Below are 16,229 nucleotides of genomic sequence, written 5' to 3'. Positions count from 1 at the left end.
ACAATGGCCGGGCCGCGCAACATCAGCGTCAGCGAGACCAGCCGGCCGGTTCTGCCGAGGCACGCCAAGCTGAAATATGACGAAACGCGAAAAGTCTGGGTGATCCTGGCGCCCGAACGCGTGCTGGCGCCGGACGAGATCGCGGTCGAGGTCTTGCAGCTCTGCGACGGCGAGCGCAGTGTCGGCGAGGTTTCCGACCAGCTCGCCGCAAAATACGCCGCGCCGCGCGAGGCGATCCTGGCCGACGTCATCGTCATGCTGCAGGACCTCGCCGACAAGGGCTTTCTCACGGAGGCCCGGGAGAAGACGTCATGAGCGATGTGCTCGGCAATCCCACCATCCCGCCCGACGCCAGCGACAGCCTCGCGGTGCTGGAGAAGAGCCGCTCGACGGCGGAGACGTTTGGCATTCCGCTCGCCGTGCTGCTCGAGATCACCCATCGCTGCCCGCTGCAATGCCCCTATTGCTCCAACCCGGTCGAGCTCGACCGCTCGGGCAAGGAGCTGACCACCGAGGAATGGAAGAAGGTATTGAGCGAGCTCGCCGAGATCGGCGTGCTCCAGGTGCATTTCTCCGGCGGCGAGCCGACCGCGCGCAAGGACCTGGTCGAGCTGGTCAAGCATGCCAGCGACGTCGGCCTCTACACCAACCTCATCACCTCGGCGGTGCTGCTGTCGCGCGAGCGGCTGAGCGAGCTTGCGGATGCCGGGCTCTGCCACGTCCAGATCAGCTTCCAGGGCGTTGAAGAAGCCCTCGCCGATCGCGTCGGCGGCTACAAAAACGGGCACCGCAAGAAGCTCGAAGTGGCAAAATGGACGCGCGAGCTCGATTTGCCGCTCACCGTGAATGCGGTGATGCACCGGCAGAACCTGCACCAGCTGCCTGATATCATCCAGATGTCGGTCGATCTCGACGCCGACCGGCTCGAGGTCGCCAATGTGCAATATTACGGCTGGGCGCTGAAGAACCGCGCCGCCTTGATGCCGACCGTGATGCAGCTCGACGAGTGCACCCGCATCGTCGAGGAGGCGCGCGAGCGGCTGAAGGGCCGGCTGACGATCGACTATGTCGTGCCCGATTATTACGCGCTGCGGCCGAAGAAGTGCATGGGCGGCTGGGGCCGGCAGTTCTTCAACATTTCGCCGGCCGGCAAGGTGCTGCCCTGCCACGCCGCCGAGAGCATCACCGGGCTCGACTTCGAATCGGTGCGCTCCAACCATTCGATCGCCTGGATCTGGCAGAACTCGGAGGCCTTCAACCGTTATCGCGGCACCGGCTGGATGAAGGAGCCGTGCAAGAGTTGCGAATTCCGCGAGATCGATTTCGGCGGCTGCCGCTGCCAGGCCTTTGCGCTGACCGGTGACGCCGCCAACACCGATCCTGCCTGTGCGCTGTCGCCGCTGCACGAGACCATCTTCAAGCAGGCCGAGCGCGAGGCCGAGGGCGAAACCAACCGCTTCGTCTATCGCAATTTCGCCGGGGGCACTCTGGAATCCGGGAATGATGCCTGACGCCGACGCGGCCAGCTCAGTCAGGCGCGCCGATCCCTTTGCGCCGCTGACCTCCGAAATGCTCGACGTCGGCGACGGCCACGAGCTCTATGTCGAGAGCGTCGGCCGCACCGACGGAATCCCCGCGGTCTATCTGCATGGCGGCCCCGGCAGCGGCTGCCAACCCGATCATCGCCGCCTCTTTGATCCCGACCGTTTCCATGCCGTGCTGTTCGACCAACGCGGCTGCGGCCGCAGCCGGCCGAAGGGATCGCGCGCACACAACACCACGCAGCATCTGATCGCGGACATGGAACAGATCCGCGAGAAATTCGGGGTCGCGCGCTGGATGGTGGTCGGCGGCTCCTGGGGCGCGACGCTGGCGCTGGCTTATGCGCAGGCCCATCCTACGCGCGTCTCCGGGATTGCGCTCCGCGCGACGTTTCTCGGCACGCGTGCTGAAGTCGAGATCGCCTTCACCTCGCGCCTGTCGCAATTCTACCCCGCCCTCTACGAGGATTTCCTCAGCGTGCTGCCGGTCGAGGAACGCGCGCGGCCGGTGGAGGCCTATTATCGCCGCATCCTCGATCCCGATCCGGCCGTGCATGGCCCCGCATCGCGCGCCTGGCACGATACCGAGCGCGCCCTGTCGGAGCACAAGGCGGCAAAGACGCGGATCGACCTGGCGTCGCTGAACGTGTGGCGCACATTGCCGGCGACGCCGTTCATGGAGGCGCATTATTTCGTCCAAGACAGCTTCATGACGGAGAACCAGTTGTTGCGGAACGCCGGCAAGCTCGACGGCATCCCCGGCATCATCGTCCAAGGCCGCTACGATCTGTTGTGCCCTCCCGAGACATCGCAGGCGCTCGCGAAAGCGTGGCCAGGTTCCGAGATTCGCGTCGTGGAAGAAGCCGGCCATTCGCTCTATGATGCCGGCGTGCGGGACGCGGTCATGAAGTCGATCGCGGATATCGCCTCGAAGATTTCGCGATAGCGGGACAAGGAAATGCCACTCGCAGGTAAAGGCATGCTGCTGACGTCGATGAATATCGACGTTTCAGATGAAGCCGATTTCAATCGCTGGTATGATCGCGAGCATCTGGAAGAGCGCGTTGCGATCGAGGGTTTTCTGGAGGCGCGGCGCTATGTCGCGCACGCCGCCAATCCCAAATACCTCTCGCTGTATTCGACCGCGACACTCGACGTGCTCGACAGTCCCGCCTACCGGGCGCGGCTCGCCAACCAGACTGAATGGTCGCGGCGGAGCATGGCGCATTTCAAGGACATGCTGCGCGTGGTCGCCCGCATCACGATCAGCAATGGTACCGGACGCGGCGCGGCGCTCGGCCTCGTGCGGCTGCGGCCGACGCCGGACAATGCAGCCGCGTGGCGTGACGCACTGCAAGAACGGCTGGCGCCGGACAAGCACGACGGTATCATCTCGATGCATCTGCTCGAGAGCGAGCCGGAATTGTCGGGCGCAACGGCGGATGTTCCGGCAGTACGCAATGAAGGCGCGCGCGACTGGTTCGTGCTGATCGACGGCACGCATGTCGGCGCGGTCTCGGCCGTGATCGCCGCGCGCTTCACCGGCCCTGCCGCCTCGCCATTCCCGCTTCCCGTGTCGGTCGGCACCTACAGCCTGATGTGGGACCTCGCCAAGAGCGACATCGTGCGCAACTAAGCCGTCGCACGCATCGCAACATGTTGCACCGCCGCATACTGCGCTCGGCTTAATGCTGTGTGCGCGTAGCTCCCATGAAAGAGGGGAAGCACGAAATTTGCCGTTGTACTTCGGAACGGTTCTAATAAGCTAACCCAATGACGTCATTCAGAAACCAGATCGCCGCGCGTTAGCGTTCGCCAAGCTCAAGAAAAGGCCGCCGGGTCTTTGAGCCTGCGCGGACAGGGTAGGAATGAAACCGACCGATATTGCGGCCCCCGACTACTTTCACAAAGTGGTCGATTGCCAATGGGCCTGTCCTGCGCACACCCCCGTTCCCGAATACATCCGACTGATCGCCCAAGGCCGCTACAGCGACGCCTATATGATCAATTGGAAATCGAACGTGTTTCCCGGAATTCTGGGACGCACCTGCGATCGTCCATGCGAGCCGGCGTGCCGCCGCGGACGGGTCGAGGAGACGCCGGTCGCGATCTGCCGCCTCAAGCGCGTCGCCGCCGACTTCAAGGACGACATCACGCAACGCCTGCCGCGGCCCGCGGCCAAGAACGGCAAGCGCGTTGCCTTCGTCGGCGGCGGTCCCGCTTCGCTGACGGTGGCGCGCGATCTCGCGCCGCTCGGCTATCACTGCACGGTGTTCGACGCCGATCCCCAAGCCGGCGGCATGATGCGCTCGCAGATCCCGAAATTCCGCCTGCCCGACTCGGTCATCGACGAGGAGACCGGCTACATCCTGGGTCTCGGGGTCGACTTCAAGGGCGGCCACCGCATCGAGAGCATGAAGGCGCTGCTCGCGGAGAAGTACGACGCGATCTTCGTCGGCTCCGGCGCACCGCGCGGCCGCGAGCTCGACATTCCCGGACGCAAGGAAGCAGCCGCCAACGTCCATATCGGCATCGACTGGCTGTCCTCGGTCTCGTTCGGCCATACCGACAAGATCGGCAAGCGCGTCATCGTGCTCGGCGGCGGCAACACCGCGATGGATTGCTGCCGCACCGCGCGCCGCCTCGGCGGCGAAGAGGTGAAGGTCGTCGTGCGCTCCGGCTTCGAGGAAATGAAGGCCTCGCCCTGGGAAAAGGAAGACGCGCTCCACGAGGACATCCCGATCCTCAACTTCCTCGTGCCCACGGCTTTCGTCCACGATAACGGCAAGCTCACCGGTATCACCTTCCAGAAGGTGAAGGCCGAATACGACGCCAAGGGCCGCCGCAATCTCGTGCCCTCGGGCGAGCCGGACCAGACCATCGAATGCGACGACGTGCTGGTCGCGGTCGGCCAGGAGAACGCTTTCCCCTGGATCGAGCAGGATTGCGGCATCGAGTTCGACAAATGGCACATGCCCAAGGTCGATCCGAAGACGTTCGTATCCACCAATCCAAAAGTGTTCTTCGGCGGCGACGCCGCGTTCGGGCCGAAGAACATCATCTGGGCGGTGGCGCAGGGCCATGACGCCGCGCTGTCGATCCACAAAATGCTCTCGGGCGAGGACGTCACCGAGCGGCCATTGCCGGAGGTGCACATCTCCTCGCAGAAGATGGGCATCCACGAATGGAGCTATGATAACGACATCTCCAACGACAAGCGCTACAAGGTGCCGCATCGCGACAAGGTGATCGCGCTGAAGGACATCCGCACCGAGGTCGAACTCGGCTACGACGTCAAGCTCGCGCTCGGCGAAGCCCATCGCTGCCTGAACTGCGACGTCCAGACCGTGTTCTCGACATCGCTCTGCATCGAGTGCGATGCCTGCGTCGACATCTGTCCGATGGATTGCATCACCTTCACGGAGAATGGCGAGGAAACCGATCTGCGCCAGCGCCTGAAGGCGCCGTCACTGCATCCCGACCAGGACCTCTACGTTTCCTCTGATCTCAAGACCGGGCGCGTGATGGTGAAGGACGAGGACGTCTGCCTGCATTGTGGGCTGTGCGCCGAGCGTTGTCCCACCGGCGCCTGGGACATGCAGAAATATTTGATCGAAATGACTCAAGCGGGTTCGACATGTCCGACAAAAAGCCGATCAGCAGCGTAAACGACTTCGTCGTCCGCTTCGCCAACGTCAACGGATCGGGCTCGGCCAGCGCCAACGAGATGTTCGCGCGCGCGATCCTGCGCCATGGCGTTCCGGTCAGCCCGCGCAACATTTTCCCCTCCAACATCCAGGGCCTGCCGACCTGGTACGAGGTGCGGGTGACCGAAGACGGCCATCTCGGCGCCCGCGGCGGCGTCGACATGATGGTCGCAATGAACCCGCAGACCTGGGACAAGGACGTCGCCGGCATCGAGCCCGGCGGCTATCTGTTCTACGATTCCACCAAGCCGATGCCGTCGACGAAATTCCGCGACGACATCACCGTGATCGGCGTCCCCCTGACCGCGATCACCAACTCGACTTACACCGATCCGCGCCAGCGCCAGCTGTTCAAGAACATCATCTACCTCGGCGCGCTCTCGGCGCTGCTCGACATGGACCCGAAACTGATCGAGCAGCTGATCGGCGAGCAGTACAAGGGCAAGGAGAAGCTCCTGTCCTCAAACGTCCACGCGCTGCATCTCGGCCGCGACTGGGCGCTGCAGAATCTGAAATGCCCGACCGGGCTGCGGGTGAAGAAGTCCGACAAGGTCGGCGACCGCATCTTCATCGAGGGCAACAGCGCGGCCGCGCTCGGCGCCGTCTATGGCGGCGCCACGGTATGCGCCTGGTATCCGATCACGCCGTCCTCGTCGGTGGCGGAGGCTTTTACCGCCCACTGCAAGAAGTACCGGCACGATCCCGAGACCGGCAAGGCCAAATACGCGATCGTGCAGGGCGAGGACGAGCTCGCTTCGATCGGCATCGTGATCGGCGCCTCCTGGAACGGCGCGCGCGCCTTCACCGCGACCTCCGGCCCCGGCATCTCGCTAATGACCGAGTTCATCGGCCTGTCGTATTTCGCCGAAATCCCGGCCGTGATCATGAACATCCAGCGCGCCGGTCCCTCGACCGGCATGCCGACCCGCACCCAGCAATGCGACATCATCGCCTGCGCCTATGCTTCGCATGGCGACACCAAGCATGTGCTGCTGTTCCCCGAAGATCCCGCTGAAGCGTTCGAGTTCGCGGCCGCGGCCTTCGATCTCGCCGAGCGGCTCCAAACCACCATCTTCCTGATGCTGGACCTCGACATCGGCATGAACCACCGGCTCTGCCGTCCGCTGAAGTGGGACGATTCCAAGCAATATGACCGCGGCAAGGTGATGACCGCGGAGATGCTGGACGAAGGCCGCGACTTCGGCCGCTATCTCGACGTCGACGGCGACGGCATCCCCTACCGCACCTATCCCGGCACGCATCCGACCAAGGGGTCCTATTTCACCCGCGGCACGTCGCGTGACCGCTATGCGCGTTACTCCGAGGAAGGCTCGGTCTACGCCGACAACATGCAGCGGCTCATGCGCAAGTTCGAGTCCGCGCAGGACATGGTGCCGCGGCCGCTCCAGGCCAATGCGGAACGGCCGACCAAATACGGCGTGATCTATTTCGGCTCGACCTCGCCGGCGATGGACGAGGCGATCGGCCTGCTGGAAACGCGCGGGCACCAGCTCGACCGCCTGCGCATCCGAGCCTTCCCGTTTCACTCCAGCGTGGCGAGCTTCCTCGCCGAGCACGATTTCGTCTACGTCGTCGAGCAGAATCGCGACAGCCAGCTGCGCCAGTTGATCGTCAACGAGAACGGCATCGACCCGGTGCGGCTGGTGCCGATCGTGCATTACGACGGCTCGCCGATCACCGCCCGCTTCATCGCAAAAGCCATTGGCGACCACCAGGATCACCTCAAGGTGACCCCGCTCCGCAAGGCCGTGTCATGACCTACATTGCAAAGCCGAAATTCCACCATCCCGGGCTGAAGAAGAACGAGCTCGGCTACACCCATCGCGACTACGAAGGCAAGATCTCGACCCTCTGCGCAGGCTGCGGCCATGATTCGATCACGGCTTCGATCATCGAGGCCTGCTATGAGCTCTCGATCGAGCCGCACCGGGTGGCAAAAATCTCGGGCATCGGCTGCTCGTCGAAGACGCCCGACTATTTCCTCGGCAATTCGCACGGCTTCAACTCCGTGCACGGCCGCATGCCCTCGGTCCTGACCGGCGCCAACCTCGCCAATCGTGACTTGATCTATCTCGGCGTCTCCGGCGACGGCGATTCCGCCTCGATCGGCTTCGGCCAGTTCGCGCATTCGATCCGGCGCGGAGTCAACATGACCTATATCGTCGAGAACAACGGCGTCTACGGCCTGACCAAGGGCCAGTTCTCGGCGACCGCCGACCGCGGCTCGAAGTCCAAGAAGGGCGTCACCAACACCGACAACGCCATCGACCTCGTCGCGATCGCGCTGCAGTTAGGGGCCACTTTCGTCGCGCGCTCGTTCTCCGGCGACAAGACCCAGCTCGTGCCGCTGATCGCGGCCGCGATCCGCCACAAGGGCGCGTCGTTCATCGACGTCATCAGCCCCTGCATCGCATTCAACAACCACGCCGGCTCGACCAAGAGCTTCGACTATGTCCGCGAGCACAATGACGCGGTGAACCGGCTCGACGTGCTGGTTGGCCGCGATCCGATCGCGGTGGATTACGCACCAGGCACGGTGCAGATGGTCGAGCAGCATGACGGCAGCAGGATCGCGCTGCGCAAGATCGACGCCGACTACGATCCGCATGACCGGCTCGGCGCCCAGACCTTTCTGCAAAAGCACGCCGCCAAGGGACAGATCGTCACCGGCCTGCTCTACGTCGACCCTGATGCGGAAGATTTGCACGAGCATCTCAACACGGTCGAGACGCCGCTCAACACGCTGGAAGCGGACACGCTCTGCCCGGGCTCGGCGGCGCTGGACAAGTTCAACGCCAGCCTGCGGTGACCGACTACCGCGCCGCGGCCGGCTGCCTGACCCGTATGGTGATCTTCTCCGACACGATGGGCGGCTCGAACGGATAGTGCCGGGCGTCGCCCAGCACGAGTTGAAGCGTGTGCGTCCCGGGCGGAAGCTCGAGCAGCGTTTCGGTCTGCCCTGCCCCGAAATGCAGATGCGACTTGTCCTGCAGGATCGGCTCCTTGGGATCGATGGGGTCGTTGACGTCGATCAGCAGATGATGGTGACCGGCGTTCTGATATTCGTCGCCGGCATGGGTCACTCCCATGTTGCGCAAGCCGAACCGGACCCAGAATCCGCCGCGGACCTTCTGCCCGTCATGCGGGGTGATGAAATAGAGCTTGGCGTCCTTGGGCGCTGCCTTGCCTTGTGAAAAGGCTGCCCCCGGGAGCAATGCGAGCGCCGCCGCCAGCGCGACGCAACGAAATATCTGCATCAAACCAACTCCACCATTTAGGGGCTGAGCGCCACGCGGAATCCGTGCGTGGGATAACGAACATTGGTGTCGTAGCCGTCGCGGTTGGACGGCCGCACATATCTCGAATCGTTCTTCCAGGAGCCCGAGCGCAGGACATGAGCGCTGCAGTCCCCGCTGCTCCATGCCGAGGCGTCGCCGGGCGCGCCCTGATAGGTCTTGTGCCAGCAGTCCTCGACCCACTGATCGACACCGCCGCCCATGTCGTGGAGCCCGAACGGATTCGGCCTGAAGCTGCCGACCTTAGCGGGCTGCTCGGCCGCGAGATCACCGCAATCCTTGCAGCCGGCCATGCCCGGCTGCAGCTTGTCGCCCCACCAATATTTGGTCTGCGTTCCGCCCCGCGCGGCATATTCCCATTCGGCTTCACTCGGAAGCCGATAAGTCTTCTTCGTCGCCTGAGCGAGATAGGCCGCATATTGCTGCGCGTCGGTCCAGCTCACATTGCTGACAGGCGCATCGTCCTTGCCGATCGCCGTGAAGCCGCACGCCTTTGCAGCGGCGCACTCGTTCCATTCCTGCACGGTCACCGGATATTTTCCGATCGAGAACGGCTTGACCGTCACCTGATGGACAGGACGCTCGGTCGGGTCGTCGTTGCTTCCCATCGCAAAGCTGCCGCCGCGAATGGCGACCATCTCGGGTTCGCGGACGGGAATTGGCGATTGACTTGCCGATTGACTCGTCGATTGAATTGGCGCCGGAGCGGGCGATGGAGATGACGAAGCCGCGGAGGGAGACGGCTGCTGCGTCTGCGGCGCCGCTTCGCGCGGCGGAGGCTGCGGGCTCGGCGATGCGGCCGGAGAAGTGGCAGGAGAAGTGGCAGGAGAAACGGTAGTGACGGCGGCCTGCTCGCCCACCCTGCCCGGCGTCTGAGCCAGCAGATACCACAGCACGCCGGCGGCCATCACCGACAGCGTGATTCCCAGGAGAAAGATCAGAGCATTCTCGCGCCGCCCGCGCGTCCTGCCGACCGCGTCGGCATCCGGCAGCACTTTATAGACGCGCACGGGATCGGTGATGTTCTTGACTTTGCGGTCCCCGAGCGACTCGTAACCGCACACGACCTTGTGCTTGATCTGCTCGTAGATCGCGCCGGAGATAAAGACCTGGCCTGGCTCTGCGATGCCCTCGATGCGCGTCGCGATGTTGACGCCATCGCCGTAGACGTCATCAGGCTCCACGATGACGTCACCGAGATTGACGCCAATCCGGTACTCGATCCGGGTCTCCTTCGGAAGCGAAGCGTTGCGGCCGATGAGATTTTGCTGGATGACGATGCTGCATCGCACGGCCTCGACCGGACTGTCGAAGATCGCGATGAAGCCATCGCCCGTCGTCTTCACCAGACTCCCATGGTGCTCGACGATGCTGGGCTGGATGAGATCCCGCTCGATCCGCTTGACGCGGACGTGCGTGCCCTCCTCGTCGGCCTGCATCAGGCGGCTGTAGGAAGCGATGTCACCGACAATGATGGCCGCGAGACGACGAGGCATAGGGCCGTGTGTGGGCGGCTCGTCATTCCCGGATCTGAAGTTGCGAATTTCGCCCATTGCGGGGGGACTCCACAAACTACAAGGCAGACCCCAGCCTACGACTGCGAGAGGCGATCGTCTGTGAAGGCTATCACATCGATGAAATCGGGCAACGTCGGAGCAATCGTCGGCGTCGAGTTCCGAAAGGCGAAGGCGTCAGCCCGAATGAACCTTCGTGACCCCACCGAAGACTAATGCCCGGCGTGGAACTTCACCTCGCTCCCTCCTGCGAAGATCACGTCAGATTGCGAACGTTGAACGCGTCGTACCTGGGCGGCGTCTACAGCGTACAGCTCAGTTGCTGCACGCGAGGCCATCATGAAGTTTTTTCTCGTTGCTGCCGTCTTCCTCGCCGCGTTTGCCGGCGCGGCCCACGCCGAGGAGGCCGACGATATCCGTGAGGCCAGCAAGGCCGAAGTCGAGACCTTCAACGCGCGCATGTATGTCGGTGCACCCGGCAACAAGGCCTATGCCTGCTTCGTGCGGCGCTACGATGCCGAGCATCTGGCGCACCATCCGAAGCAGAAGGTCGCCTCGATGAAGCTGCTGATCTCGGCGGAATTGGACACGGAGGACAAGCAGCTCCACAACTCCTTCCGCCTCGGATTCAGATATCGTCACCGCTCCGGCGATTTCGACTCCAGCGGCTCCTGTCATCACGCCGTGTTCACCAAGGACGGCACCGAGATCCGCCTCGGTTGCGGCGTCGACTGCGAGGGCGGCAGCATCGGCGTCGCGCTCTCGAAGGACGACAAATCGGCGATCGTGCGGCTGGCGCGGGTCAGGGTCTGGCAGAACAACAAGCCGGATGAGGATGCCGAGCAATCGCTGGTCGCCGGGGCCGATGACGGGATTTTCCGCCTAGATCGAACGGACAACAAGGAATGCGCCTCGCTCGTGACCGACCGCAAGGAACTCGCCGCGCTCCGCCACAAATGATATGTGTCCGGCGGAATCGAGGGAGATCGTCATGAACCGCCGGAACATGTTGTGGAGCGCCGTCTCGGGCCTGGGCGCGGCGCTTGGCGCCTCCAGCGCGAAGGCCGCGACCGAAGCCGGCACGGGCAACAAGCTGAAGGTGGTCTATCATTTGAGCGATGCCGAGAAGGTCAATTTCGTGCTCGGCAACATCCAGAACCACATCGACGGCGTCGGCGGCCCCGAGCATGTGACGATCGCGCTGGTGATTCACGGGCCGGCGCTGAAGGCGTTTCACTGGGCGCAGGCCAACCCTGACATTAGCAAGCGCGTCGGCGATTTCTCCAAGGATGGCGTCGAGCTTGCCGCCTGCGGCAACACGATGAAGGCGCAGAACGTCACGCTCACGGATCTCTTGCCGGGCTTCGTCAGCGCGGAGAAGGGCGGCGTGGTCCGTTTGGCCGAGCTCCAGTCGCAGGGCTATCTTTATCTGCGGCCGTAGGGCGCGGGAGGCGCCGCTACATTGTCCGTCATTGCGAGCGCAGCGAAACAATCCAGTCCCTCCACTGAGGCAGACTGGATTGCTTCGTCGCAAGGGCTCCTCGCAATGACGGCGGAGCGGGTTGCGCGAGCGAGGACCACACGCTCGCAACGCTCTTGACTTATCCATAACTCCACGGTTATGAATACATCCATAACTTACAGGTTATGGATTATATGCCCGCCGCCGCCCACGATCTTCTGTTCAGAACGCTCGCCGACCCCACCCGTCGGGCGATCTTCGAGCGACTGTGCCGCGAGGGCGAACAGACGGTCGGGGCCCTGACGGCACTGTCGGGCGTGTCCCAGCCGGCGGTCTCAAAACATCTCGGTGCGCTGAAGCAGGCCGGCCTCGTGCGCGACCGGCATCAAGGGCGGCAGACCCATTACAGCGCCCAGCCCGGCGCGCTCAATCCGCTGATCGACTGGACCAGCCAGATGGCCGGGTTCTGGCAGAACCGGCTCGACGCGCTCGACGATCTCCTGAAGAGGATGGACCAATGAACGAATCCGCGGCCGAAACCCGATCTGTCGTCATCGAGCGCGAATTTGCCTTTCCGGCAGAGCGGATCTGGCGCGCGCTGACGCAGCCACATCTGATCGAAGAATGGCTGATGAAGAACGACTTCAAGCCGAACGTGGGCCACCGCTTCAACCTTCGCGGCGAGTGGGGCGGCGTGTTGGACTGCGAGGTCCTCACCATCGAGCCGCAGAAGACGCTCGCCTACACCTGGAATTTCTCGCATGACGACGCGGCGTTCGATCTCAAGAGCGTCGTGACCTTCACGCTGACCCCGACCGGCGCAGGCACGCATCTGCGCGTCGAGCAAGCGGGCTTCAGCCCAACGCAGAAGCAGGCTTTCGGCGGCGCGCACGCCGGCTGGAAGCAGTTTTTCGCCAAGCTGGACGAGCTGCTGGCGCGGGCAGATTAGCTCGGCCGCCGGCCTTCATTCGATCATCTCAAGAGGAGGTTTCATTGACCGGAAATATGTGGATTCGGCAGATCCATCGCTGGCTGTCGATCGCTTTCACGCTTGCCGTCATCGCCAACATCGTCGCCCTGACGCTGCAAGTCCAGGCGACGTGGATCGGCTTGCTCGCCTTCGTCCCATTGATCCCATTGCTTGCGACCGGGCTCTATATGTTGGCGCTGCCATATCTCGGCCGCCGCCGTGGCGCCCGACAAGAGGCGTGAACATGAAGAAGGCCATGACCGCGAAAAACAGCAGCACGACGAAGACGGATGGCGCCTCGCCATCCAGGATGATCGACGGCAGGATCAAGGAGCTGGGCGACTGGCGCGGCGAGATGCTCGGGCGAATCCGCGGCCTGATCAAGGACGCCGACCCTGATGTCGTCGAGGAATGGAAATGGCGCGGCGTTCCCGTGTGGGAGCACGACGGCATCATCTGCACCGGCGAGACCTACAAGGCCGTGGTGAAGATGACGTTTGCCAAGGGCGCGGCGCTGGAGGATCCCGCGGGCCTGTTCAACTCAAGCCTCGACGGCAACGTGCGCCGCGCGATCGATATTCGCGAAGGCGAAAAGATCAACGAGAGGGCGTTGAAGGCGCTGATCCGCGCGGCGGTGGAGCTGAATGCGTCGAAAGCCAAGAAGAAGCCGGCGAAACGTTCCGCATAGAACAGTTGTTGTGGAGCCACGAACGCTTTCCTTCTCCCCTTGTGGGAGAAGGTGGCGCGAAGCGCCGGATGAGGGTCTCTATCGACACGGGAAGTGTGGAGAGATACCCCTCACCGCCGTGAGCTTGTGTCTCCCGGCGTCGCCGCCCTCTCCCACAAGGGGCGAGGGCACATCAACGCGCATCTCGACGTATTGCTCCGCATAGTCAGCAGCGTCAGGCCACCGCCGAGATCGGGCGCGGGCTTACGACATATTCGCGCAGCACCTTGTCGTTGGCGTCGACCTCGATCAGCGCGACATCGTAGGTCCAGAGATCGGCCAGATGCTGGAGCACGCGCTTGGCGTCGGTCTCGTTGAGCTGCGCGCCCTTGATGACATGGTGATGCAGGATCAGCCGCCGGTCGCCGGAGAGATCGACGTCGACCACCTCGATATTCGCGTCGATGTAGCCGACATCGTGCTGCCGTGCCAGCTCGCGGCGGACGCGGCGGAAGCCGCGCTCGTCGTGAATGGCGTCGACCCGGATGCCGGCGCGTTCCTCGGGATCGTCATGCAGGTGGAACATGCGAAGGTGCCGCATCAGCTTCGGGCTCAGGAACTGGGCGATGAAGCTTTCATCGCGGTAGTTGGCCCAGACGTCGCGCAGCACGCCCATCACGTCGTTCTTGCCGGCGATGTCCGGGAACCACTCGCGATCCTCGTCTTCCGGCCGCGTCACGATGCGCTCGATGTCCTGCATCATGGCGAAGCCGAGCGCATAGGGGTTGAAGCCGGAGAAGCGCTGGTCGTCGAATTCGGGCTGGAACACGACGTTGGTGTGCGACTGCAGGAATTCGAGGAAATTGCCGTCGCTGATGCGGCCCTGCTGATGCAGCTTGGTCATGATGCGATAGTGGACGTAGGTCGCCGTCCCCTCGTTCATCACCTTGGTCTGGCTCTGCGGATAGAAATATTGCGCGATGTGGCGGACGATGCGCAACAGCTCGCGCTGCCAGGGCGCCAGCCGCGGCGCGCTCTTCTCGAGGAAATACAGCAGGTTCTCCTGCGGCAGGCCGAGCAGCTTGCGGCGGCGTTCGATGCTGAGCGCGGACCGGGTCTTGCTCTTTCCCGCCGGCACGGTGCGCCAGAGGTCGTTGAAGACCTCCTCCTCGTGCTGGCGGCGGCGCCCTGCCCGCTTCTCTTCGGCGCGGAGATCGAGCTTCTTCTTGCCGGGATAGCGGTCGATCCCATGCGACATCAGCGCATGTGCGGCGTCCAGCGTGCGCTCGACTTCGGTGCGGCCGTAGCGATCCTCGCAGCTCATCACATACTTCTTGGCGAAGTCGAGATAGTCCAGGATGCCGTCGGCGTCGGTCCACTGCTTGAACAGGTAATTGTTCTTGAAGAAGTGGTTGTGGCCAAAAGCGGCGTGCGCAATGACCAGCGTCTGCATCGTCGCCGTGTTCTCCTCCATCAGATAGGAGATGCAGGGCGAGGAGTTGATCACGATCTCATAAGCGAGCCCCATCAGGCCCTTGCGGTATGAAGCCTCGTGATAGGCGAACTGCTTTCCGAATGACCAATGCTTGTAGAACAGCGGCATGCCGACCGACGAATAGGCATCCAGCATCTGTTCGGCGGTGATGACCTCGATCTGGTTCGGATAGACGTCGAGCCCGAGATCTTTCGTCGCCACCTCCTCGCAGGCATCCGTGATGCGCTGCAAGGTGTGAAAATCCCAATCGGCGCCTTCGAACAAGCGTTCCGTCATGGAGCGGCTTTCTCCTGGGCAGTGTCGCGGCGCTGAAACAGGTCGTGGAACACCGGAAAAATCTCGCTGCGCTCGCTAACCTTGCGCATCGAGAGCGGTGCGCCGCTGTTGCGCAGGCGCTCGTAGAGGGTCCAGAGCGAGGAGTCGGACAGATCGAAGGCGCTGCCGCCGGACTCGCCGACCTCGAGATAGGCGAAGAACTGGCAGACCGGCAGGATCTTGTCAGTCAGCAGCATGCCCGCGAGCTCGCCGTCGGAATAGGAATTGTCGCCGTCGGAGGCTTGCGCGGCGTAGATATTCCAGTCCGACGGGCTGAAGCGTTCGCGCACGATCTCGTGCATGGCCTGCAGCGCGCTGGAGACCAGCGTACCGCCGGAAGCCGGGCCGTAGAAGAAGGTCTGCTCGTCCACCTCCTCGGCGCGATCGGTGTGGCGGATGAAGACGATGTCGACATGCTTGTAGCGACGCTTCAGGAAGACGTAGAGCAGCATGTAGAAGCGCTTGGCGAGATCCTTCATGTGCTCGGACATCGAGCCCGACACGTCCATCAGGCAGAACATCACGGCCTGGGCAACGGGCTTGGGCACCGTCTCGAAGCGGCGATAGCGGATGTCGAGCGGATCGATGAAGGGAATACGCTTGGACTTCGCCTTCAGTTTTTCGAGCTGGGCCATCAGCACCAGACGCTCGTCCTCATCCGCGCAAGCGGCGATGGCGGATTCCAGCTCTTCGATCTCCTCCTTGCTGGGACGCTTGAGCGCGATACGGCGCGCCATTGCGCGCCGAACCGTCCGGCTCACCGAGATGTTGGATGGCGAGCCCGACGTGGTGTAGCCGGCGCGCTGGATGCCCTCGCTCTCGGTCTGCGCGATCTTGCGCTTGGCCAGATCGGGAAGTTCGAGATCATCGAGGAAGAGATCGACGAATTCGTCGCGGCTGAGCACGAAGCGGAAGGCGTCCTCGCTGTCGCCTTCGCCCGGACCGGAATCCTTGGCGCTGCCCTGGCCGGAGCGCTGGAGATAGTCGCCCTCGATGAACTTCTTGTTGCCCGGCAACACCATGTCGCGCGTTCCGCCGTCGCGGCGGAAACGCGGCTCGTGCATGCCGTCGAGCGGAATCGTAACCTCGCCACCCTCCAGGACGTCCTTGATGTCGCGTTCCTGCGAGGTCTTCTTGACGGCGCCCTGCACCAGGGATTTGGCCCGACGCAAGAACCGCTGCCGGTTCTCGAGACTCTTGCCGCCTGGATTCAGGCGCCTGTCAATAATGTGAATCGGCAC

17 protein-coding genes are annotated in these 16,229 nt (G+C 63.3%); 13 read left to right on the top strand and 4 right to left on the bottom strand.

Annotated features, from left to right (window positions below; all coding sequences use genetic code 11):
- Positions 1 to 3: 3 nt before the first annotated feature.
- From pqqD to IVB48_RS18525, 7 genes are all read left to right on the top strand, one after another.
- Positions 4 to 315, top strand: a complete 312-nt coding sequence (gene pqqD, locus IVB48_RS18555; RefSeq protein ID WP_247401502.1) for a pyrroloquinoline quinone biosynthesis peptide chaperone PqqD — start codon at positions 4 to 6, stop codon at positions 313 to 315.
- A complete protein-coding gene (gene pqqE, locus IVB48_RS18550; RefSeq protein WP_247401500.1) occupies positions 312 to 1,511 on the top strand; it encodes a pyrroloquinoline quinone biosynthesis protein PqqE in 1,200 nt (399 codons plus the stop codon). The genes pqqD and pqqE overlap by 4 nt, the downstream gene beginning before the upstream one ends.
- The gene (gene pip / locus IVB48_RS18545; RefSeq protein WP_247401496.1) at positions 1,501 to 2,487 is read left to right on the top strand and encodes a prolyl aminopeptidase; all 987 of its coding nucleotides are present in this window, start codon (positions 1,501 to 1,503) and stop codon (positions 2,485 to 2,487) included. Before pqqE ends, pip begins: the two co-directional genes overlap by 11 nt.
- Before the next feature lie 12 nt (positions 2,488 to 2,499).
- Positions 2,500 to 3,177 (top strand): DUF4286 family protein, encoded by a 678-nt coding sequence (locus tag IVB48_RS18540; RefSeq protein ID WP_247401489.1) that lies wholly within the window; start codon positions 2,500 to 2,502, stop codon positions 3,175 to 3,177.
- A 232-nt stretch (positions 3,178 to 3,409) separates the two neighbouring features.
- Positions 3,410 to 5,209 (top strand): FAD-dependent oxidoreductase, encoded by a 1,800-nt coding sequence (locus IVB48_RS18535; RefSeq protein ID WP_247287862.1) that lies wholly within the window; start codon positions 3,410 to 3,412, stop codon positions 5,207 to 5,209.
- Positions 5,179 to 7,026, top strand: a complete 1,848-nt coding sequence (locus IVB48_RS18530; RefSeq protein WP_027570579.1) for a 2-oxoacid:acceptor oxidoreductase subunit alpha — start codon at positions 5,179 to 5,181, stop codon at positions 7,024 to 7,026. The genes IVB48_RS18535 and IVB48_RS18530 overlap by 31 nt, the downstream gene beginning before the upstream one ends.
- Complete coding sequence (locus IVB48_RS18525) at positions 7,023 to 8,078, top strand: 2-oxoacid:ferredoxin oxidoreductase subunit beta (RefSeq protein ID WP_018454076.1); 1,056 nt, start codon at positions 7,023 to 7,025, stop codon at positions 8,076 to 8,078. The genes IVB48_RS18530 and IVB48_RS18525 overlap by 4 nt, the downstream gene beginning before the upstream one ends.
- A gap of 4 nt (positions 8,079 to 8,082) precedes the next feature.
- Here IVB48_RS18525 and IVB48_RS18520 read toward each other — a convergent pair whose 3' ends face one another.
- Positions 8,083 to 8,526: a DUF4399 domain-containing protein gene (locus tag IVB48_RS18520; RefSeq protein WP_247287860.1), complete on the bottom strand. Its 444-nt coding sequence runs from the start codon at positions 8,524 to 8,526 to the stop codon at positions 8,083 to 8,085.
- Between the two features lie 17 nt (positions 8,527 to 8,543).
- Positions 8,544 to 10,118, bottom strand: a complete 1,575-nt coding sequence (locus IVB48_RS18515) for an SUMF1/EgtB/PvdO family nonheme iron enzyme (RefSeq protein WP_247401487.1) — start codon at positions 10,116 to 10,118, stop codon at positions 8,544 to 8,546.
- 300 nt (positions 10,119 to 10,418) lie between these two features.
- Between IVB48_RS18515 and IVB48_RS18510 the strand changes: the two genes are divergently transcribed.
- From IVB48_RS18510 to IVB48_RS18485, 6 genes are all read left to right on the top strand, one after another.
- A complete protein-coding gene (locus tag IVB48_RS18510; protein WP_247401482.1) occupies positions 10,419 to 11,039 on the top strand; it encodes a hypothetical protein in 621 nt (206 codons plus the stop codon).
- 31 nt (positions 11,040 to 11,070) lie between these two features.
- A complete protein-coding gene (locus IVB48_RS18505; protein ID WP_247401478.1) occupies positions 11,071 to 11,520 on the top strand; it encodes a DsrE family protein in 450 nt (149 codons plus the stop codon).
- A gap of 215 nt (positions 11,521 to 11,735) precedes the next feature.
- Positions 11,736 to 12,062: a metalloregulator ArsR/SmtB family transcription factor gene (locus IVB48_RS18500; RefSeq protein WP_007595691.1), complete on the top strand. Its 327-nt coding sequence runs from the start codon at positions 11,736 to 11,738 to the stop codon at positions 12,060 to 12,062.
- Positions 12,059 to 12,490, top strand: coding sequence for an SRPBCC domain-containing protein (locus IVB48_RS18495; protein ID WP_247358468.1), 432 nt, complete (start codon positions 12,059 to 12,061; stop codon positions 12,488 to 12,490). Before IVB48_RS18500 ends, IVB48_RS18495 begins: the two co-directional genes overlap by 4 nt.
- Positions 12,491 to 12,534: 44 nt before the next feature.
- On the top strand, positions 12,535 to 12,753 hold the full coding sequence (locus IVB48_RS18490) for a hypothetical protein (protein ID WP_247401475.1): 219 nt from the start codon (positions 12,535 to 12,537) through the stop codon (positions 12,751 to 12,753).
- Positions 12,754 to 12,755: 2 nt separating this feature from the next.
- Complete coding sequence (locus IVB48_RS18485; protein ID WP_247401474.1) at positions 12,756 to 13,199, top strand: DUF1801 domain-containing protein; 444 nt, start codon at positions 12,756 to 12,758, stop codon at positions 13,197 to 13,199.
- A gap of 214 nt (positions 13,200 to 13,413) precedes the next feature.
- Here the strand turns inward: IVB48_RS18485 and IVB48_RS18480 are convergent, their stop codons facing one another.
- Both IVB48_RS18480 and IVB48_RS18475 read right to left on the bottom strand, forming a co-directional pair.
- Complete coding sequence (locus IVB48_RS18480) at positions 13,414 to 14,949, bottom strand: SpoVR family protein (RefSeq protein WP_247401472.1); 1,536 nt, start codon at positions 14,947 to 14,949, stop codon at positions 13,414 to 13,416.
- Complete coding sequence (locus tag IVB48_RS18475; RefSeq protein WP_179950138.1) at positions 14,946 to 16,223, bottom strand: YeaH/YhbH family protein; 1,278 nt, start codon at positions 16,221 to 16,223, stop codon at positions 14,946 to 14,948. Before IVB48_RS18475 ends, IVB48_RS18480 begins: the two co-directional genes overlap by 4 nt.
- Between the last annotated feature and the right edge of the window lie 6 nt (positions 16,224 to 16,229).

This window comes from Bradyrhizobium sp. 76, assembly GCF_023073025.1.
In the GTDB taxonomy this organism is placed as follows: domain Bacteria; phylum Pseudomonadota; class Alphaproteobacteria; order Rhizobiales; family Xanthobacteraceae; genus Bradyrhizobium.
This window is presented reverse-complemented; position numbering and strand designations above follow the sequence as displayed.